Annotated in this window: 19 protein-coding genes; 10 read left to right on the forward strand and 9 right to left on the reverse strand. The window is 67.8% G+C overall.

The annotated features are described in order from the left end of the window. Positions 1-22: 22 nt before the first annotated feature. Positions 23-472 (reverse strand): SgcJ/EcaC family oxidoreductase, encoded by a 450-nt coding sequence (locus ACWGCN_RS00630; protein ID WP_449966571.1) that lies wholly within the window; start codon positions 470-472, stop codon positions 23-25. Between the two features lie 284 nt (positions 473-756). Here ACWGCN_RS00630 and ACWGCN_RS00635 point away from each other — a divergent pair, with 284 nt between their 5' ends. Next, positions 757-1134 carry a hypothetical protein gene (locus tag ACWGCN_RS00635; RefSeq protein WP_378989541.1) on the forward strand — a complete coding sequence of 126 codons (378 nt, stop codon included), beginning with the start codon at positions 757-759 and terminating at the stop codon, positions 1132-1134. Further along, entirely contained in the window at positions 1131-2270 is a 1140-nt protein-coding gene (locus ACWGCN_RS00640; RefSeq protein ID WP_452458517.1) for a cation:proton antiporter, read from the forward strand. The genes ACWGCN_RS00635 and ACWGCN_RS00640 overlap by 4 nt, the downstream gene beginning before the upstream one ends. A gap of 83 nt (positions 2271-2353) precedes the next feature. Here ACWGCN_RS00640 and ACWGCN_RS00645 read toward each other — a convergent pair whose 3' ends face one another. Together ACWGCN_RS00645 and ACWGCN_RS00650 are read right to left on the reverse strand one after the other, a co-directional pair. Then, on the reverse strand, positions 2354-2719 hold the full coding sequence (locus ACWGCN_RS00645) for a darcynin family protein (protein WP_452458518.1): 366 nt from the start codon (positions 2717-2719) through the stop codon (positions 2354-2356). Positions 2720-2764: 45 nt separating this feature from the next. Beyond that, positions 2765-3679, reverse strand: a complete 915-nt coding sequence (locus tag ACWGCN_RS00650) for an NAD(P)H-binding protein (protein ID WP_452458519.1) — start codon at positions 3677-3679, stop codon at positions 2765-2767. Between the two features lie 79 nt (positions 3680-3758). Here ACWGCN_RS00650 and ACWGCN_RS00655 point away from each other — a divergent pair, with 79 nt between their 5' ends. Continuing rightward, positions 3759-4739: a LysR family transcriptional regulator gene (locus tag ACWGCN_RS00655; protein WP_449966579.1), complete on the forward strand. Its 981-nt coding sequence runs from the start codon at positions 3759-3761 to the stop codon at positions 4737-4739. An 88-nt stretch (positions 4740-4827) separates the two neighbouring features. Then, complete coding sequence (locus ACWGCN_RS00660) at positions 4828-6540, forward strand: cutinase family protein (protein WP_378989277.1); 1713 nt, start codon at positions 4828-4830, stop codon at positions 6538-6540. A 63-nt stretch (positions 6541-6603) separates the two neighbouring features. Here the strand turns inward: ACWGCN_RS00660 and ACWGCN_RS00665 are convergent, their stop codons facing one another. After that, positions 6604-7782, reverse strand: coding sequence for an MFS transporter (locus tag ACWGCN_RS00665; protein WP_452458520.1), 1179 nt, complete (start codon positions 7780-7782; stop codon positions 6604-6606). Between the two features lie 106 nt (positions 7783-7888). On the opposite strand from ACWGCN_RS00665, the gene ACWGCN_RS00670 reads away from it, so the two are divergent. The 5 genes from ACWGCN_RS00670 (at position 7889) to ACWGCN_RS00690 (ending at position 13778) form a co-directional block, all read left to right on the forward strand. Beyond that, positions 7889-8338 (forward strand): MarR family winged helix-turn-helix transcriptional regulator, encoded by a 450-nt coding sequence (locus ACWGCN_RS00670; protein ID WP_364402674.1) that lies wholly within the window; start codon positions 7889-7891, stop codon positions 8336-8338. Between the two features lie 67 nt (positions 8339-8405). Beyond that, positions 8406-9272, forward strand: a complete 867-nt coding sequence (locus ACWGCN_RS00675; protein WP_452528939.1) for a hypothetical protein — start codon at positions 8406-8408, stop codon at positions 9270-9272. A 287-nt stretch (positions 9273-9559) separates the two neighbouring features. After that, positions 9560-10912 carry a WS/DGAT/MGAT family O-acyltransferase gene (locus ACWGCN_RS00680; RefSeq protein WP_387446084.1) on the forward strand — a complete coding sequence of 451 codons (1353 nt, stop codon included), beginning with the start codon at positions 9560-9562 and terminating at the stop codon, positions 10910-10912. A gap of 44 nt (positions 10913-10956) precedes the next feature. Then, positions 10957-12081, forward strand: a complete 1125-nt coding sequence (locus tag ACWGCN_RS00685; RefSeq protein ID WP_379312121.1) for an NAD(P)H-dependent flavin oxidoreductase — start codon at positions 10957-10959, stop codon at positions 12079-12081. Between the two features lie 260 nt (positions 12082-12341). Then, a complete protein-coding gene (locus ACWGCN_RS00690) occupies positions 12342-13778 on the forward strand; it encodes a threonine/serine exporter family protein (protein WP_378989282.1) in 1437 nt (478 codons plus the stop codon). Between the two features lie 10 nt (positions 13779-13788). Here ACWGCN_RS00690 and ACWGCN_RS00695 read toward each other — a convergent pair whose 3' ends face one another. Together ACWGCN_RS00695 and ACWGCN_RS00700 are read right to left on the reverse strand one after the other, a co-directional pair. Beyond that, a complete protein-coding gene (locus ACWGCN_RS00695) occupies positions 13789-14562 on the reverse strand; it encodes a GntR family transcriptional regulator (RefSeq protein WP_378989283.1) in 774 nt (257 codons plus the stop codon). Positions 14563-14837: 275 nt separating this feature from the next. Then, complete coding sequence (locus tag ACWGCN_RS00700; RefSeq protein WP_387446081.1) at positions 14838-17210, reverse strand: lysylphosphatidylglycerol synthase domain-containing protein; 2373 nt, start codon at positions 17208-17210, stop codon at positions 14838-14840. 161 nt (positions 17211-17371) lie between these two features. Here ACWGCN_RS00700 and ACWGCN_RS00705 point away from each other — a divergent pair, with 161 nt between their 5' ends. Further along, a complete protein-coding gene (locus ACWGCN_RS00705; RefSeq protein WP_452460185.1) occupies positions 17372-18298 on the forward strand; it encodes an NAD-dependent epimerase/dehydratase family protein in 927 nt (308 codons plus the stop codon). 34 nt (positions 18299-18332) lie between these two features. On the opposite strand, the gene ACWGCN_RS00710 is transcribed toward ACWGCN_RS00705, so the two are convergent. The 3 genes from ACWGCN_RS00710 to ACWGCN_RS00720 all read right to left on the reverse strand — a co-directional run bounded on the left by ACWGCN_RS00710 (position 18333) and on the right by ACWGCN_RS00720 (position 20316). Continuing rightward, a complete protein-coding gene (locus tag ACWGCN_RS00710; RefSeq protein WP_378989286.1) occupies positions 18333-19274 on the reverse strand; it encodes an MBL fold metallo-hydrolase in 942 nt (313 codons plus the stop codon). Between the two features lie 91 nt (positions 19275-19365). Further along, positions 19366-19752 carry an RNA-binding S4 domain-containing protein gene (locus ACWGCN_RS00715; RefSeq protein WP_378989287.1) on the reverse strand — a complete coding sequence of 129 codons (387 nt, stop codon included), beginning with the start codon at positions 19750-19752 and terminating at the stop codon, positions 19366-19368. 3 nt (positions 19753-19755) lie between these two features. Continuing rightward, positions 19756-20316, reverse strand: coding sequence for a C40 family peptidase (locus ACWGCN_RS00720; RefSeq protein ID WP_378989543.1), 561 nt, complete (start codon positions 20314-20316; stop codon positions 19756-19758). Between the last annotated feature and the right edge of the window lie 218 nt (positions 20317-20534).

Genomic DNA, 20534 nt, shown 5'->3' on the forward strand with positions numbered 1-20534 from the left:
CAGCCGCCGCGCCACGGTGGGATCACCCCGCTGACGGGACCAGGGTGTTCTGCCGGGCGGCGGTCCACCATTGCCCGTTCTGCTCGACCAGTACATACAGCGCGACCATTGCCGGTTCGGTGTCGATCAGGGTGCCGTCGGCGGTGGTGGCGCGTGCGGTCTTGTGGGCGATGGCCACATCCGGGCGCAGAAAGGTCACGTCGACGACGTCGTATCGGACGTATTCGTCCTTCAGGAATCCGGCCAGCCCGCGCCGGTTCGCGTCGAGCAGCGCGTCGTGTCCGCTGATCAGCATGCCGACGGCATTGCCGACCACCGCGTTCGCGGTGAACTGTGCGGTCATGAGTTCGGCGTCGTTGGTGTTGTAGGCGGTCTGCGTGTCGGTGATGATCCGGCGAATCGCGGCGATGTCGGCGGTGTGGTCCACGGTGTCGTCATCGACGACCGGGGGCTGAATCATGTTCGTGCTCATGAGAGAAACTCTCGACCCTCAACAGTGGTTCAGGTCAAGGGAGTCGCGAACGATTCGGCACCGGTTCCCGGAAGGCGCCACGCTGCCGATGCTGGTACGCGGACGCGCCGCGGGATTCGATCTGTCGCTGCGCCCGCACTGGGTCGACCTCTGGTGAACGCGGAAGCCGACCTTCCGCCCGAGTTCGCTGACGCCGATACCGATCGCGAAACCGATCGGCGACATCCGGCGACCTCCCGGGGAATCGGTCGGGTGCGGCGGATGATGGGTCGATGGCTGACCAGATTCTGCAGGTGGAGTGGAAGTCCGCTCCGGAAGATCATGACTATCCCGCTGCCGCCGACTATCTCGATCTGCTGGGCGACAAGGCGACGGTCGACGCGATCGTGGCCGAGCTCAGGGCCGCGCCGGTGGTGGTCAAGAAGGCGAAGGACATTCTGCGGGCGTCCCAGCTCGAAGCCCTCACGCCGGACAATCCGCATGTGCGCAGAGACCTGCTCAAGGTGAACGAGGGCAAGAAGCTCTCGCCGATCCTGCTGGTGCGGGGTGACTGCCGCGCGAATGTGCCGATGCTGATCGCCGACGGTTATCACCGTGTGTGCGCGCTGTACTGGGCCGACGAGAATGTCGAGATCCCCGCCAAGATCGCCGCGATGCCATGACGTTCGCAACCCTGGCGCTGGTGGTGGCGCTCGGGTTGATCGGGCCACTGCTCGCCCTGCCGAGACAGCTGTATCTGCCGGTGCTGCTCGGCGAACTCGTCGCGGGAATCATCTTCGGCACCACCGGTCTACGCATCCTCGACCCCACCGATCCGATCTTCGTCTTCCTCGCCGACATGGGCTTCGCGCTGGTGATGTTCGCCGCGGGTACCCATGTGCCGGTGCGTGATCCGCGGGTAAGGACCGCGCTCGGTATCGGCGTGGCGCGTGCCGTGCTGGTCGGCGTGGTCGCGGCGGTGGCGGGCTGGGCGGTGGCGCAGGCGTTCGACGTCGGGCACGCAGCGGTCTACGCGGTGCTGATGGCGTCGTCGTCCGCGGCGATGGCGTTGCCCATCATCGACTCGATGCGGTTGAGTGGGCCGCCGGTGCTCGCGCTCACCGCGCAGGTGGCCATCGCCGACACCGCCTGCATCGTCGCGCTGCCGCTGGTGATCGATCCGGCGAACGCAGGCAGAGCCGCGATCGGCGCGGTGGTCGTGGCGCTCTGCGCGACCGTGATGTTCTTCGTGCTGCGCTATCTCCAGACATCGGGTGCGCAGCGTCAGGTGCACGAGGTGTCCGAGGACCGGAAATTCACGCTGGAACTGCGGGTGAGTCTGGTTCTGGTGTTCGCGCTGTGCGGGGTGGCCAGCGCGATGCACGTGTCGATCATGCTCGGCGGGTTCGCGGCGGGGTTGGCGGTGGCCGGTGTCGGCGAACCGCGTCGGGTGGCCAAGCAGGTGTTCGCGATCAGCGATGGGCTGCTCGCTCCGCTGTTCTTCGTCTGGCTCGGCGCCCGGCTCGATCTGCGCGAGTTCGGGGAACACCCGCAGTTCATCCTGCTCGGCTCGGTACTCGGCCTCGGGGCTGTCGGCGTGCACTGTGCGGCGCGACTGCTCGGCCAGCCGGTCGCCTACGGCACACTCGCCGCGGCACAGATCGGGGTGCCGGTCGCGGCGGTGACCGTCGGCAGTCAGCTGGGGGTGCTCGTGCCGGGTGAGGGCTCGGCGATCATGCTGGCGGCGCTGTGCACCATCGCGGCGGCGACGGTAGCGGCCGGACGACTCGCGGCGAAAGCGCCGGCGAGCAGTCCATGAGCCGCGCCAGAGCACCCCGGACGGGTGGCGCGGCACCGCATCGACGGCACTGCGCACCCGAACACTGAGTCGGACAATCGGTTTCAGGTGGTGATAGTGGCGACGGTATCGAGACCGTAGGTGCGCGCGTAGCCGTTCTCGGTGCCCACGAGGAGGTCGACGACCTCGAAATAGCGGTCCCAGAAAGGGGTTTCGCGCAGGGCGTCGATGAGCAGTTGGTAGGCGTGGTGACTTTCCGCTTCCCATACCCAGACATCGGTGACGCGGACGGAGTAGAACTCGGTGTCGTAGAAGCGTGACCGCACACCGGTGGTCTTGGCTTCGATGGCGGGCAGGACCTGGGTGGTGAAGGCGTCCACACGTTCCGGGACGGTCAGGGCGAGCCATTCGGGTGTGGTCTTGACGAGCATGAATGCCGTGACCGGGGGTTCGGTGTGCGCAGCGGGCATGAAAATGTCTCCAAAGGTCTTGGTGGTACGGGTCGGAGGGTGGGTTCAGGAGAGGACAGCGGGCTTCAGGGTGGTGGCGCACCACTGCTCGAAGCTGGTGGGAGACGCCGTTTCCGGAGTGCGGGTGACACCGGCGTCGAGGCCCTGGTCCTTGGCTCGCTTCATGTCGACGACTCCCTGGGCGAACGCCGCGTCGAGGCCGTAGCCCACGAGAGTGGTGTGTAGTTCGTCGAGGGACTGACGTTCGTAACGGACGGGGCGGTCGAGCTGTTCGGTCATGATGCGGGCCAGGTCGTTGGGTGACAGGTCCTGCGGGCCGAGGATGGGGACGCTGTCGGTACCGGTCCATGAGCGGTCGAGCAGCAGCTCGGCGGCGACGGCCGCGATGTCGGCGACCGCGACCATCGGGGCCTTGCGGTCGGCGTCGACGACATCGACGAACACGCCCTCGTCGCGGATCGAGTCGATGTCTTCCAGGAGGTTCTCGAAGAAGGACGGATTGGCCAATGCCCGGTAGGCGACGCCGCTCCCGGCGATGAGGTCGTCCATGGCCAAGGACGCGGTGACCAAGCCGGCGTGGTCGGCGAGCGGGGTACCGCGGCCCAGTGCCGACACCGCGACGACCCAGCCGACACCGTGGGCTGCGAGCGCCCGCGCGGCGGGGCTGGTGAAACCGCTCCAGCCGTCGTGCGGGGGTCGGGAGGAATCAGGGGGGACGAGCCAGAACACGGCGTCCGCGCCATCGAAGGCTCGATCGAGGACGTGGCCGTCCGCGTGCGAGCCGGTGATCACCTCGACGCGTCCGTGTGAGGTGTCGGGCAGGCGTGCGGGATCACGCACGATCACCCGCAATTCCTCCTCCGAATCCAGGAGCTGGGCGAGTAGGGGACGGCCGATGTTCCCCGTGGGAGCAGTGATGACGATCATGTTCGCCTCGCAGGTAGTGGTGAATCGGGACACCCGTCATCCTGCGGAGAACCACGTATTGCCACAATAGGAATTTCAGCACTGAATTATTGACTGAAATGGAATGATGCTGGTGAACAGCTCTGATCCGGTCGTCGACGCCAATCTCGCCCTCGCGCTGGACGCCTTGCTGGCCGAGAACAGCGTCACCCGCGCCGCCGCCCGCCTGCACACCTCGCCCGCGGCGATGAGCCGCACCCTCGCCCGGTTGCGCCGCATCCTCCAAGATCCCCTCCTGGTCCGGGCCGGACAGACCATGGTCCCCACCCCACGTGCCGAGGCCCTGCGCGAAGAAGCCGCCGCGGTGGTGCGGAGTCTCGGAGCACTGCTCAGTCCCGGTTCCGGCGTCGATCCCGCCGGTCTGAGCAGTACCTTCACCCTCCAAACCGCCGACCTGGTCGGCGCGGCGCTGGCGCCCCGGCTGCTGGCGCTGGCCGCACAGGAGGCGCCGGGGGTCTCGTTCCGGCTGCTGGCCGAAGAGTGGGAGGCGGGATCCGCGCTGCGCGACGGCCGGATCGATCTGGAGGTCGGGTCCATCGATCACGTCGATCCCGAAACCCAGGTCGAGGAATTGGTGACGCTGCGCATGGTGGCGGCTGTCCGACCGGGCCACCACCTGACCGAAGAATCCTTGACCCCGGCCCGGCTCGCGGCCGCCCAGCACGTCGCGGTCAGCCGCCGTGGCCGATTCACCGGCCCGCTCGACGCGGCGCTGGCCGAGCAGCACCTCCGGCGGCGGGTCAGCGTCGTCCTGCCCAGCCACCTGGCCGCCATGACCCTCGCCGCCCGCTCCGACATCGTCTGCCTGGTCCCCGCCGCGCTCCCCGGCGCCGAACCGTCACCCCTCACCGACGACGCGACCGCCCTCGGCCTGCATCTGCTCGATATCCCCCTGGCCCTACCGCCCCTCACGATCGGCATGGCCTGGCACCCCCGTCACACCGCCGACGGCGCCCACCAGTGGCTCCGCGACGCCATCCGCCGGACCTTCTCGGTGAGAGCGATCGCGCATGACCCAGGAAATGGGGGCAGGGCTTCCCGTTTGCGTCAGTAACGATCTTGCTGGTGGGCGCGACATTGTTCGTGACATGCGGCCCGTCGGGGGGCCTGCCCACCTGTAGGTCATTCGAACGGGATCACATATGAATCTGCGTGAGTTTCTCGCGAAACATCGCATTGCTTCAGCTGTTGCCGCGCCTGCGGCGTTGGGTGTCGCGGCGATTGTCGCCGCGTCCTTCGCGGTGACGTCGCAGCCGAAATCACCCAGCTACGAGCTGACGACGTCGGTGACGGAGTGCCGCGAGATGGTGACCATCTCGGTGGCCGGACGCAACGACACCCCGGTCGAGGGCACGACGGCGATGCTGCTCGATGCCAACGGGAATCCGCTGCCCGCCGCGCTGTCGGGCGACCACAGCAGTGTGTGGGTGGATCCGGTGGTGAACGCCCCGCGTGACGACGTGGCCGAGGGCGACTACGCGGCGGTGTACATCGCCTACCCGGCCGATCTGGCGAGCTATGAGGACGCGGTCAACCGGGGTGTGGAGAACACCCAGCAGGTGATGCGCGAGATCTCGGCGGCCTGCCCGGACACCAAATTCTCGATCGTGGGCTACAGCGAGGGCGCCGATGTGGTGCGTCGCGTGGCCGAGGGCATCGGCAACGACGACCCCGCCGACGGGTACGCGACCGTGAACCCGGACGACGTGCTCGGTGTGGTGATGTTCGCCGATCCGGGCCGCAAGGCAGGCGACGGCACCTTCCTCGGTGCGGACGACCCGTTCGCGCGCCCCGACAACTTCGACCAGAAGTACCAGGACGGCAAGACCCCGATCTCAGGTCAGGGCGTCACCACGGGCGCTGATTTCGGCGCGCTCAACGGCAAGATCGCCTCCTTCTGCTCCGAGGGCGACCTCACCTGCGCGGCACCGGACAACATCTCCCTGCTGCAGCTGGCCGCCAATGTGGGTCGTCAGATCAATATCGACGAACTGCAGCGCGCCGACCTGGAACGCAACGGCATCACCGCGATCACCCCGGCGATGGGCCAGGACATGGCGTTCACGCTGGGCCGGATCGCGATGGCCGCGTTCTCCGACATCGGCTCGAACCCGAACTGGATGGCCAGCGACGAAACCTTCCTCGACGTGCTGCTGAAGGTGTCGGACCCGGATTACAAGCCGGGACAGACCACTACGCCCGCGAAGGCCGACGTGATCGCCGGTGAGCAGCTCTCGCCGCTGGCGTACCTGCCGCAGAAGATCTTCAACGAGATCGTGGGGCTGATCGTGACGAACCAGAACACGATCCCGGTGGTGATGAACGATCCGTACCAGCTGACTCTCGGCCCGAACGGCACCGGTCACCACTTCGACTACTGGCGTGATTCCGACGCCGCGAACGGCAAGCCGCTGACCTCGGCGGAGTACGCGGCAGCCTGGCTGACGCACCTGGCCAAGCAGGCGCAGGCGGGCGAGACCATCGACACGAAGGCCGCGCCGGACGATGCCTCGGTGACCGCCGCACTGGCGGCTCCGACGAAGCCAGCGACGACCACCACCGCGCCGACCAGCACGTCCAAGACCTCCGCGAAGTCGACGACGACCAGCCCCAAGCCGAGCACCACGTCCAAGACGGGCACCAGCACCACCGCACCGTCCACGACGGTGGCCCCGTCGACGACCACACCGTCGACGACCACACCGGAACCGGCGACCAACCAGGCGGCCGCTCCGGCCCCGACGACCACCGTGGCCCCCACCACGACGGTCGCCCCGACCACGACGGTGGCTCCCACCACGACGGTCGAGCCGACCACCACCGTTGCCCCGACGACCACCCCGTCGGCCAACTAGTCACGAACCACGAAATCCCCGGTGGGCAGCGTTATCCGCTGCGCACCGGGGATTTTCGTCTGTCTAGACCGAGACGAGTTCGGGGACCGAAGGCCGAACGGCGCGTTCACCGCGTGTCGCGGCGATCAACACCAGCAGCCCGGTGACCGCGAATCCCATTCCGACCCACAGCGGCGACACCCAGCCGAACCCGGCGCTGATCGCCAGCCCGGACAGCCACACGCCGAGGAAGTTGCCCACGTTGAAGGCCGCGATATTGGCCGACGAGGCGAGAGTCGGTGCGGCACCGGCATTGTCGAGCACCCGCATCTGGAGACCGGGGGTGGCGCCGAAGCCGAAGAATCCCATGGCGGGGAGCAACAGCAGTGCCGCGATCCGGTAGTCGGCGAGCAGTGCGAATGCCGCCAGCGAGAGCGCGAGGGCCAGCGTGAGCGCGAGCAGGGTGCGGGTGAGTGCGCGGTCGGCCCAGCGGCCGCCGAACAGATTGCCGAAGAACAGCCCGACCCCGAACAGCACCAGCAGCCAGGGCACCATCGCTTCGGAGAAGCCGGTGACGCGGGTGAGCAGCGGTTCGATGTACATGAAGGCACCGAACATCCCGCCGAACACGAGCACGGTCATGACCAGCGAGTACCAGACCTGGGTGTTGCGGAAGACCAACAACTCGGCCCGCAGGTTCGGGCGTTCGCGGGTGGCGGGCGCGTCGGGGACGAGCGCGGTGATGCCGGCCAGCGCGACCAGCCCGACCACGGTGATCACCACGAACGTGGCCCGCCAGCCCCACTGCTGGCCGATGAACGTCCCCAGCGGAACGCCGAGAACATTGGCGACGGTGAGCCCGCCGAACATGATCGAGATGGCTCCGGCCTTCTTCTCGGGCGCGACGAGCGAGGAGGCCAGCACGGCCCCGATGCCGAAGAACGCACCGTGGGCGAGGGCCGCGAGCACCCTCCCGCCGAGCAGTGCGGCGTAGCCGGGAGCCAGCGCCGAGGCCGCGTTGCCGACGGTGAACAGGACCATGAGCAGCTGCAATGCCCGCTTGGGCTGCCACCGGTTGACCAGTGGGGTCAGCGCGAGCGCGCCGATGACGACGGCCAGCGCGTACCCGGAGATGAGGTAGCCGGCGGTGGGCACCGAGACGCCGAGGTCGGCCGCCACCGGGGAGAGCAGGCCCGCGATGACGAATTCGGTGAGTCCGATGCCGAAGCCCCCGAGCGCGAGAGCGATGAGACCGAGTGGCATGTGAACGCTTCTTTCCATCAGGGGCCGATTACCCGCGTGTGCAACTAACGATGACCGACGATAGTTGCACACGCGCTATATTGCAACCGCCAGCTATACTCGTCGCATGGGTATTGCTGATGACGCCATCGAGGTACGGGCGACCGGCTGGCGCACCCTGGCCGCGCTGCACGGGCACATCGAGACCGCGCTCGAACGCGAGCTGGTGCGCGAACACGAGCTGTCGATCGTCGAGTTCACCGTGCTCGACGCACTGGCCCGGCAGGACGGCTGGCACATGCGGATCTCCCAGCTGGCCCGCGCGGCCGCACTGTCGGCGAGCGCGACCACCCGGCTGGTCAACCGGCTGGAAGACCGCGGCTTCCTGGTGCGCGTACTGTGCGCCGACGACCGCCGCGGCATCTACACCGAACTCACCGAAACCGGCAGGGCCGCCTACGAAAAGGCGAAACCGACCCACGATCGAGCACTCGAGAAGGCACTCGCCGACGCGGAGCAGATCCCGGAACTCGCCCCCCTGGTCGGTTTTCTGCACCGGGTTCCGGCGCCGAGCTGACACGCGACATCGATACCAACGCGCCGATCATGGTGACTGTTGCGAGCACCGGTGCAATGATCGCTGGGTGACTCAGTGGCTCCCACTCCTCGGCTCGCTCCCCGTCGCCGGCGCAGTTCTGGTCGGCGTCATCGCCAACAACCGAACCCACCGGGAAGGAATCGCGGCCGCCGACGAGCGCGGCAGGCAGGCACTCGACGCCGCGCAGCGCAATGTCGAACTGTCGAACATGGTGGGTGACCAGCGCGATCACGAGGCGTGGCGCCGCGAGGCGGTGCTCGCCGCGGTCGCCTCGATCCTGGAGATGTCGGCCTCGGTGCGCGCCGACCTGACCACCTGCGGTGAATGGGATCTGGTCACCACCGACGAGATCGACAGCGTCAGCGCGCAGATCCACAAGGTGATCTGGGATCGCCCGGGCGGCACGCTGACTCGTCTTCGGGTGGTGGCGCATCGCCGGATTCCCAACAAGTGCGAAGACCTGCTGCGCACCCTCACCGCCGCCCAGCACATCACGATGCAGCGGCTGAAACTGCACATCGACGTGGAGGCGACCGTCGAGGAGCTGGAGCAGATGGCGTCGCTGTGGCAGAAGGCGATGCGCCATGCCGCCGAACAGGAGCGTGCGCTGGTCGAGACGACGCGCATCGAGCTCGGTATCGAGATCGCCTCGAAAGGTGGCGGGGCGGACCCGGTTCCGGCGCCGCAGCCGGTGGTCGCCGAAACCCGTTCGGAAGAAGTCGCATTCGAGGAAGTCACCGCCGAAAAGCCCACCGAGCCCGAGCCGACGGCCGAGCCCGAGCAGTCGACCGAGCCGCAACAGCCCACCGAGGCACCGCAGCTCATCGAGGCGCAACTCACGAATGAGACACCGCAGGAAGACGATCCGCGCGACGCCGTCGACCCGCGCGAAGCGCAGACCGTCAAAGTCTGACCCGAACAAGAAATCGGGCCGCGACATGTGGTGTCGCGGCCTGTTTTCGTCGAGCTCTACTCATCCACGGCGCGCCGTGTTCGCTCAGCTCGAGCATCCAGTACTCTTCCGCGAGCTGAACATCCGGTGAACACCATGGAGTTCGTGATGGTCCGGGCGTTCAGCTGACGTGACCGCGGACGGACGGGTAACTTGGATATACGGCACGCAGGGGTGCCGAACCCGACAGCGTGGTCGATCGTCTGAAGACTTTGCACCGATCCACTCTCGTCAGGGGGCGATCTTTCATGGATCTCATCGCGCCGTTGGATGCGCTGTTCCTGCTCGCGGAATCTCGTGAGCACCCGATGCACGTCGGCTCACTGCAATTATTCGAACCGCCCGAGGACGCCGGGCCCGACTATCTGCGCGAGTTCCGCGCGGCCCTGCTGGCCGACAAGACCGTTCGGCCCACGTTCGGCAAGCGGCCCGCCACCTGGCTGGGCGCACCGCAGATGGCGTGGACCCAGGACGACGACGTCGACCTGGACTATCACGTGCAGCGCAGCGCCCTGCCCGGGCCGGGCCGTATCGACCAGCTGCTCGACCACGCGTCGACCTTGCACAGCGCCCTGCTCGACCGGCACCGCCCGATGTGGGAGCTGCACTTCGTGGAGGGCCTGGCCGACGGGCGCTTCGCGCTCTACTCGAAGATGCATCACGCACTGGTCGACGGCGTGTCGGCCCAGCGCCTCATGCGGCGCACGCTGACCACCGACCCGTTCGCGACCGAGCTCAGGCGGCCGTGGAACCTGCCGCGCAAGCTCGGCCCGCCGCGCCCCGGCAAATCCCGGCTCGGCAGCCTGATCGATACCGTCACATCGGCGCGTTCGTCGACCACGGCGTTGATGAAGGCCACCCGCACCGGTCTGGTGCAGCAGCAGCTCACCTTGCCGTTCGAGGCGCCGCGCACGCTGTTCAACGTGCCGATCGGCGGTGCCCGCAAATGCGCGGTGCGCAGTTGGTCGATGGATCGGGTCAAGCAGGTGAAGAAGGCGACCGGGGCCACCGTGAACGATGTGGTGCTGGCGATGTCGGCGGGCGCGCTGCGGGCCTACCTGCTCGAGCGCGACGCCTTGCCGGACAAGCCGATGATCGCGATGGTGCCGATGTCGTTGCGCGAGGAAGACGACGTCGACAGCCAGGGCGTGAAAGTCGCGGCACTGCTGTGCAATCTGGGCACCGATATCGCGGACCCGCTGGAACGCCTGCGGGTGGTGAGCGAGTCGACGCGTCGCAACAAGGAGGTGTACCACTCGCTCACCCCGGCGCAGACGCTGGCGATGGCCGGGGTGATGTTGAGTCCGATGGCGGCGATGCTGCTGCCCGGGTTCGCCTCGGTGGCGACGCCACCGTTCAATATCGTCATCTCGAATGTGCCCGGAGCGCGCGAGTCGCTGTACTGGAACGGTTCGCGTCTGGACGCCACCTATCCGCTGTCGATCCCGCTCGACGGGCAGGCCGTGAACATCACGCTCACCTCCAGCGGTGACAACCTCGATTTCGGTCTGGTCGGCTGCCGTCGCACGCTGCCCGACCTGCATCGACTGCTCGATCACCTCGAGGATTCGCTGGCCGCGCTGGAGGATGCCGCGCTGTAGAAATTAACCGTTCTCGACCAAACTAGAACGTGTTACAGTTCGGTATGCGTACCGAATTCTGCGAACAGCTCGGCATCGAGTTCCCCATCTTCGCCTTCACCCACTGCCGCGACGTCGTGGCGGCGGTGAGCAACGCGGGCGGATTGGGGGTGCTCGGCGCGGTCGGCTTCACCGCCGAACAGCTCGAGGTGGAGCTGGCCTGGCTCGACGAACACGTCACCGGGATCTACGGCGTCGACCTGGTGATCCCGTCGAAGTACGAGGGCAAGGGCGTCGACGGGCTCACCCCCGAACAGCTGGAAAAGCAGCTGGCGCAGATGGTTCCGCAGGGCCATCGCGACTTCGCCCAGCAGATCCTCACCGACCACAACGTGCCCGCGCTGCCCGACGGTGAGCACCACAACGAGCTGCTCGGCTGGACCGCGACCACCGCGGGACCGCAGGTCGACGTCATCCTGAACCACCCCAAGGCCAAGCTCGTCGCCAACGCGCTGGGCACCCCGCCCGACGACGTGGTCAAGCGCATCCAGGACTCCGGCCGGGTGATCGGCGCGCTGTGTGGTTCGGTCAAGCACGCGATGAACCACAAGGCGGCCGGCCTCGACTTCGTGGTGTGCCAGGGCACCGAGGGCGGCGGGCACTGCGGCGAGGTGTCCTCGCTGGTGCTGTGGCCGCAGGTGATCGACGCGATCGGCGACGTACCGGTGCTGGCCGCCGGTGGCATCGGCAACGGCGCGCAGGTCGCGGCGGCGCTGGCGATGGGCGCGGCGGGCGCGTGGACCGGGTCGCTGTGGCTCACCGTCGAGGAGGCCAACGTGCCGCCCGCCCAGATGGACACCTACCTCGAGGCGACCAGCCACGACACCATCCGCTCGCGTTCCTGGACCGGCAAGCCGTGCCGCATGCTGCGCAACGACTGGACCGACGCCTGGGAGTCCACCGAGACCCCCGACCCGCTGCCGATGCCGCTGCAGATGATGGTGGCCCTCGACGGCGTCAAGCGCGGCCACCGCTACCCCGAGGCCGCCAAGGACGTGAACTTCAACCCGGTCGGCCAGGTGGTCGGCATGATGAACAAGGTCGAACGCAGCGCCGACGTGGTCAACCGCCTCGTCGAGGAATACGTCACCGCCTACGACCGGCTGGTCCGCCTCGCCGGGGACTCCTAGCTGGTCCGCCTCTCCGGGAACTTCCAGCCAGACTCGAGTGCGGGGTAGTCGGCGACGCGGCGAGCTCCCAGCCTCGCCGGTGAGCCCGTTCCCGGTGAGTACCCATGTAGTCGCGAGATCTCGGGATGCGGTCCGATTCCATCCGTTTGCTGGGTCCATTCATTGCGCGGAAGAGGCACTACACTCGGCGTATCTACCCTGCGGGGCGGTGTTAAGACACCGTCCCGCAGCATTGCCCAGCGGTAGCGGACGGCGGTGACATGGGTTCGGAGGAATACGCGAGCAAGACCTGGAACGTGGCCAGAACCCGGGTTACGCACGCCATCGCCAAGGTCCGCGAGCAATACGCGAAGGCCGCGCCGCGACCCACCGAGCACGAACCCGTCGACCCGCCCGTACCCGCCGATCTGCTGAATCTGCTGTGTCGCATCGGCGTGGCGCTGGTCGGCGCCGGCGAGACCTCCGCACGGGTGCAGGTCATCCTCGACAAGCTGTCGCGGCGCTACGGCACCGCCAATATCCATTTCATGGTGCTGCCCACCGCGGTCTTCGTCCGGGTACGCACCGACGAAAGCTCCGCCATCGACATGCTCGACGCCCGCGTCGGCACCCTGCCACTGGACCAGATCGACGGCCTCTACCGGCTGATCGACCAGATCGAGCAGGACGCGCCGCCGCCGAGCCGGGCATCGAGGGATCTCGACAAGATCCTGACCCAGAAACCCGGCAGCCCACCGTGGCTGATCCTGCTCGGGCAGGTCGTGCTGACCGTCGGAATCGGCATGATGCTCAACCCGGGCGCACGGGCGCTGGTCGGCTATGTGGTGCTCGGGCTGGTCGTCGGTGTGCTGACTCAGCTCGCCGATCGGGTGCGGCTGCTGTCGATGGCGTTGCCGGTGGTCGCGTCGGCGGTGGTCGCGGTGCTCGCGTACGGCTTTCCCGGGGCGCTCGCCGGTGGGCAGCCGCAGCAACTGCTGATTCCGGCGGTCGCGACGCTGCTGCCCGGTGCGATGCTCACCAACGGCACGATCGAGTTGGCGACCGGGTCGATGGTGGCCGGTGCCAGCCGGGTCGTCTACGGCATCAACATGCTGTTCCTGCTCGCGCTGGGTTCCTACGTGGGGGTCAGTGTGCTCGGGCCGCTGTCGGATCCGCCGGTGAGCAGTGCCCAATTGGGGTGGTGGGCACCGATAGTCGGGGTGCTGCTGATCGGGTACGGGCATTCGTGGCGGTCGAGCGCACCGCAGAACACGGTGGGCTGGCTGCTGCTCGTCCTCTACATCACCTACGCGGCGCAGGTCCTCGGCAAGCATGTGTCCGGTCCGCTGACCGGCACGTTCCTCGGCGGGCTGGTCGCCGTGAACGCCGCGTATCTGATCCAGGGCCGCAAGCACGCGCCACCGACCCAGGTGGCGTTCCTGCCCGCGTTCTGGATGCTGGTGCCCGGCGGGATCAGCCTCACCGGGATCTCCGACCTCGTCACGCATTCGCTGTCGGGGGTGTCGACCGGCGGGCTGGAGGTGCTGGTCTCGGCGCTGCTGTCGGTGATGTCGATCGCGCTGGGCGTGATGGTCGGCTCCGGTCTGGCCACCGCGCACACACCGCGCGTGAGCACCATCATCGACACGGTGGTGCCACACCATCTGCCGTGGGTGCACACCGCGGAGACGACGAAGAAATCCGACTCAGACAGCTAGCCGGGGTGGTTCAGACGGCCGAGCTCAGCGGCACGGTATGGACCGGAGTCTCGCCGACGAGTTGCCCGAAGCGGGCGATCACCTTCTCGTGGTACAGCGCAAACAGGTCACCGAACAGCGCGAGTTGCGCCTCGCTCGGCGCGGATTCGGCATCCCACACCGCGAGCAGCGCGCGCCAGACGAGCACGTGCAGATCGGGCGCGACGGCGAAATAGGCGGCGACCGCCTCCGGCACCTCGACGACCATATCGGCGATCGAATTCAGTACCGCGCGTTGCATACTCATCTCGAGCACGCCGAGTAGCTTGCGCACCAGCGCGATCTCGACGGCGATGATGCGCGCGTGGTCGGGCACGGCCTGACGTGCCATCGCCTCCAGCTCGTCGACGGCGGCGGCGAGCTCGGCCGGATCGAGCACCTTCTCCCCCGCCGTATAGGCGAGCAGCGCCTCACCCACGATGCCGCGTTCGACCTCGACGATGTCGGTGAACATCTCGGCGGCGACCGCGGGCGCGGTGATCGAGAACCGGAACAGGTGCCGGTAGACGTCCATACCGCCCTCGACGCGGACATCACGGATGGTGAAGCCCTTACCTCGCCTTGCCTCGACGAATCCGTAGGACTCGAGGCGTCCGAGGATGAGCTGGGCGGTAGCGCGGTTCATCCCGAACTCGTCGGCGACCTGGCGAACCGACGGCATCAGCTCGCCGGGCCGGTACTCGCCGGTGGCTACGCGGCGCGCCAACTCATCGGCGACGTCGGCGACCACCGTCCGGGATCCCATCGAAACAACACCTCTCGGTCATGATCCGGCTACGTCCCAGACAGTTTAGGCGCTGAATGCCTGGAGCGCTGGTGCGCTCGAGTCGAGACTTTCAGCGATCACATCGCTATCGATGCGCCGCCCTGCCTCCGATCAGCGAACTTTCCTTCTGGCGTGCCGTTCAGCTGGATCAGACAGCGCTGTGCGACACCGTGACTGAATACGCAGGCAACGGGGCAGCTAAACATTTTGGGCGGAACCGCGCGAGCCGGCCTTCGGGCCGGCCCTCCGAGAATTCAGATCATGTCTTTCTTGTCGAGCCACCGCATGACCGGCCAGCCCAAACCTACGGGGATCCAGCAGGTCAGCACGCGGTAGAGCAGGACGGCTGGGACCGCGATCTCGGCCGGGACGCCGAACGCCGCGAGACCACCGATCAGGGCCGCCTCGACCGCGCCGACGCCACCGGGTGTCGGCGCGGCCGAGGCCAGCGTGCCGCCGATCATGGTGACGATGGTGACGGCCACGAAGTCCGTGCCGCCGCCGAAAGCCTCGACGCTGGTCCACAGGGCCAGCGCCTGGCCGAGCGTGATCGCGCCGCAGCCGGCGACGATGACCACGAATCGCATCGGATCCTTGGCGAGGTCGGCGAGTTCGCCCAGCACTTCCTTGACCTGCGGACGCACCGAGTGATTGACCCAGCGCCGCAGCGTCGGCACGAACATGAACGCGCCGATCAGCCCCACGCCGACGCCGGCGATCAGATACAGCACGGTCGCGTCGGGCACGATGTGGGCCAGGTTGGTCGAGGTGCCCGCCACCACGCTGAACACCACGAGCAGCACCAGGTGGGTGAGCACCTGCATCGACTGCTGCATCGCCACCGCGGCGGTCGCGCGCAGGGTCGTCATGCCCGCCTTCTGCAGGAACCGCACACTCAGCGCCAACCCGCCGACACCGGCGGGGGTGGTCGTCGCCACGAAGGTGTTGGCCAGCTGCTCCACGAGCAGATAGCGCATCTTGACCAGCCCGTCCGCGCAGGCGCCGAGCGCGGCGGCGGCGCCGACATAGGTCAGCCCCGACACGGCCAGTCCCGCGAGCGCCCACCACCAGTTGAGCGTGCGCAGCTGACTGAAGAACGTCGGCACCTGGCTGAAGAACGGATACGCCACATAGACGAGCGCGACCAGCAGGACGAGCTGGATGATCTGGTTGCGGGAGAACCGCGTGATCTGTTCGGACTGGATGCGGTCGTGGCCGGTCTGCCTGCGCACTTCCTCACGGGCGGTGGCCATCACTTTGGTCCACTGCGGCACCGACTTCCGGATGCCGATCGACATGGCCGATTTCGTCAGGCGCCGGGCCGCGTAGGCCACCCTGTCCTCGCCGAGTACCTCGATCGCCGCCGAGACCGCCTCGTGTTTGCCGTAGAGCGAGGTGGTGGTCACCAGCAGCTGGGCGATATCGGTCTGCCGTTGCGCCTCGGCCGCGCCGAATTCGGCGGCCGAAAAGCCGCCGAACAGGGTGTCGCCCTGGCTGACTCGCACGAAGTCGGGTTGCAGATCGCCGAGGCTGATCTGGTTCTCGTGCAGCCGCAGCAGCGACCGCCACACCCCGGGCAGCACCTGCGCGGACAACGTCGCGATCTGCGTACCGCGAGGCATGGTGTGCGCGTACAGCATCCAGCCGCGACTCAGACCGGCCACCGCCACCTGATGGCTGTCGGCCATCCCGAGGTCACCGATCGCGATGCCGAGCAGCGCGCGATGTTCCACCGCCCGGTGCATCGATCCGTGTAGCGGCGCGGTCTCACTGGTGCGGAACGTGATCCAGCGCCACACCTGCCGGATCGCGCCGAAGCTGCGCTGGTTCTTGCCGTACAGCTCGACCATGATCTCGTCTTCGGGCCCGTCGACCTCGGTGGCGAGCAACAGCGGTCCGCGCCCAGCCGGTCGATCGACCCGGAAGGCTTTCACAGTGTGACCGCGCCCCGCGAGCACCCGGACCGCGCCGTCGAGCGGCACCTCGAGCGCGGGCGTGCCGACCACCCAGACGATCACCGCGCCGACCAGCCAGCCGACCACCAGGCCGAGCATCGCCCGCGCGGGCACCACCGAGCTGACCACCAGGTGGATCGGCGCGAACATCAACAGCAGGAACCACATCCAGCGTCGCGGCCGCACCGGCAGCCACGGGCTCGACACGGTGAGCATCGCCGCGAGCATCGCGATCCAGCGTGGATCGTCGAGGAATTGGGAGAGGAAGGTGTCGAAGCGGTCCGGGACCGGCATGTGCCATTTCGGCGTGGAGATGCCCGCCCCGGTGATCGACAGCGCCAGCACCGCGAGCAGGCCCGCCGCCCCGTACCCGAACAGGAGCTTCCATTGCCTGCGCAACACGAGTTCGATGAAGATGGCGAACGGCAGTGCCAGGATGAGCATTCCGTAGATCAGGTAGACCATGGTCGCCTGGTCCTGGCTGAGGAAGTCCACGATCTTGGCGACCGAGCGTTCCAGCGCCAGCCATTCCGGCCGGGTGATCAGCGAGCCCGCGATCACCACGGCTACGCCGATTCCCGCCAGCACCACCCGGACGATATCGCTGGTACGACGGATCATCGGCTGCAGGAGTTTCCCCGTGACCGGGATCTCCCGACCGTCGACTCGCATGAGCCGCACGATACACACCGACACGCCGCAGACCCGCCGTGACATCACCCAATCGGCACGGCCGTCCCGCGTGCCGTGAAGCCGATCACAGGCCGTCACGAACACTGGCGATACCCCGTCCAGGAAGTAGGGAAACACTCACTCAGCCGGAAGGAACGATCATGCAGGTTCTGCTCGCGGGCGCCACCGGCGCCATCGGCCGCCCTCTGATCCGCGCGTTGACCGCGAACGGACATACGGTGTGGGCGCTCGTCCGGAATCCGGGTGCGCACCCGCTCGTGCGCGAGCTCGGCGCCACCCCGGTCACCGCCGATGTGCTCGACCGCGACGGCCTGGTGCGCGCCGTCGAGGGTTTGCGCGCCGAGGCCGTCATCCATCAGGCCACCGCCCTGCGCGACGCGAAGGTGCAGCGCCGGATTCCGGCCGACGATCCGACCGGGCTGCTGCGCACGGTCGGCACCGCCAACCTGCTCGACGCCGCGGCGGTGGTGGGCGCCGGTCGGTTCGTCACCCAGTCGCTGATCCTCGGCTACGGGTACCACGACCACGGTGACCGGCTGGTCACCGAGCGCGATCAGTTCGGGGTGTACGACGGTGGGGTGGCCGACGAGGTGGTCCGCGCGTGCGTGGCCGGCGAGAGCCAGGTCTTCGACGCGCCCGGTGTCGACGCCATCGCGTTGCGGTACGGGCTCTTCTACGGTCCCGGCGCGTTCAGTGACCTGTTCGCGGACATGATGCGCAAGCACCGCCCGGTCGGCCCGCTCGGTTCCGGCGGGGTGAATACCTGGGTCCATGTCGACGACGCGGCCGCCGCGACTGTGGCCGCACTCGAGCGCGGCACACCCGGTCGCGCCTACAACATCGTCGATGACCATCCGATCACCTGGCGGGAGTTCTTCACGGAGGTCTCCCGAGCTCAGCGGACCCCACGCCCGATCCGGCTGCCCGCCTGGATGATCCGATGGGCGGTCCCCTATATCGGCGCCCTCATGTCCGACACCTCGATGCGGATCTCGAGTCAGCTCGCCCACGATGAACTGGGTTGGCGTCCGAGGTACGCCGATGTCGCCGCCGGTCTCGCGGACTGATCTTCCGGTCGGGCACCACGCCGATATCCGGCGATCAGGGTGCGGTGCGGGCGGTCACGGCGGCACGGTCGTGACCGGGGATCACTTCGATCTCGGCGGGAAGCGCGTGCAGGCGGTGGATGGTCTCGAACGCCCGGTTGCGGTCGGCGTCGAGGAGTTCCCCGAGCAGCGGCGCTTTCTCGCGCAGGAGGTCGATCTGCAGGGTGCTCCAGACCGCGTCGCCCGCGAGCAGGACGCGGGAGCCGTCGTCGACCGCGAGCAGGATCCCGACGCTGCCGGGGGTGTGCCCCGCCAGGTCGACGATCAGCACGGATCCGTCGCCGAACAGGTCGTGACTGCGGGCGAAGGTCAGCACCGGCGGGCCGTCGAGTTCGTAGAGATCGAACGCGCGACCGCGCAGCGGCCCGCGGGCCACGCCGAGGGGGGCGTGCGAACCGGTCATGGCCCAGCTGTATTCGACGGTGGGCACCCGGATCGGAACCAGGCCGGGTAGTTCGTACAGCCCGGCGACGTGGTCCCAGTGCAGATGTGTCGGCAGCACGAAATCGATGTCGTTGCCGGTGAGGTCGTGGGCGGCCAGTACCTCGCTCAGTCCGCGCACCGGGCTGTCGGGCCCGACCAGCAGCGGCACCGGGAAGGGCAGCTCGGGCAGCACCCGCTGGTGCACGCCCGCGCAGATCGCCGGGTCGACCAGGAAGGTGGCGTCCGGGTGGCGGATCAGGAAGGTCGACATGGTCAGCGGCGTCGACCGCAGGGTCCGCACGCCCTCGGCGACGATCGTCGTCGGCGCGGACAGCTCCGCCTGGGTGAGCGCGGTCAGGGCGACGGTGTTGTGCGCGGGAGGAACAGGAGCGCACTCCAGTCCGTCGAGAAATGCGGTATCGGCGCCGCGCGGCCAGAGCAGCCGCGGCCCCGTGGTGGCGACAGCGATACAGCAGGCGAGAACAGTCGATAACATCGTCGTGCGCTCACCCATACGTGCCACCGTAGGCGATCGCCCACACCGCGACCACCAGACCCGGTCGAGCCGCCGCTGTTCATCGCTAACGCCCGATTACATCCAGCGGCTAGTCGGTGCGACCCATGAGCCGATCTGTTTCGCGCCGTTCACGTTTCGTAGGCCGACCGGCACCACGCTCGCGCTGCGGCAGGGTGGCGAGGACTTCCTTCGGCGGCGGCGGGGGGCTGCGATCGATCAGGCACTGGGCGGCGACGGGCGGGCCGACGCGCTTGTGAATGATCCGCTCGACCACGACGATGCGCTCGAGACCTGCGTGGCGAATCCTGATCTCGTCACCGGGGCGGACGGTCAGCGCCGGTTTCGCGGTAACCCCATTAACGCGCACATGCCCGGCGCGACAGGCTTCTGCCGCGGCCGAGCGTGTTTTGAACAGGCGCACCGACCAGGTCCACGCATCGACGCGGGCCTGGCTGTCGGAGTGCTGGGGGGTCACCCCTTAGACGATACGGCGAGCCGTGACGACGTCGTCTGCGCTGAGGTGGGTGTAGGACACCGGGGTGCCCGACTGCACGGCGTTGAGGAGCTGACCGTTGCCCGCGTAGATACCGACGTGGCCACCACCGTTGGTGATGACGATGTCACCGGCCTGCAGGTTGTCGAACGAGACGGGAGCGCCGACGTGCGACTGCTCGAAGCTGGTGCGCGGCAGCTCGACACCGGCCTGGCGGTATGCCCACTGCACGAGGCCGGAGCAGTCGAAGCTCTGCGGGCCTGCGGCACCCCAGTTGTACTGGGCGCCAAGCTTGCCGCGGGCGGCGTCGAGGGCGATATTGCCCGCCGTCTGCTGCTGCTGGAACGGGTTTTCGAACTGGACACTCGGGAGCTGCGGTGCGGCCTGGCCCTGCGGGGCGACCATCGCCTGGAGCTGCTTCTCGACCTGCTGTGCCGGCTGCTCGAGCTCTGGCGGCAGATCGAAGTTACCGAGACCGGGAATGTTGATCGTGGCGGCCTGCGAAATCGCGGGCATCGCACCGGTTGTAGCGGCCACCGCGCCCATGACGAGGGCACCCTTGACGGAATTCGGCAGTCGAGAATCCCGCTGCAAGCTGTGTTTACCCACCGAGACGAGTCTCCGATCTTGCTACTCTGCCGCCGCTCGGTCGCGAATCGCTTGGCGACAACGACTTTTCGGCGGTGACCCAGTGGCGCCGCTTCTCTGACGAACCGACAGACTCCACTAAGTCACGAGAAGATTACGGCCTGTGATGAGCGCTG

Source organism: Nocardia sp. NPDC055050 (genome assembly GCF_053608345.1).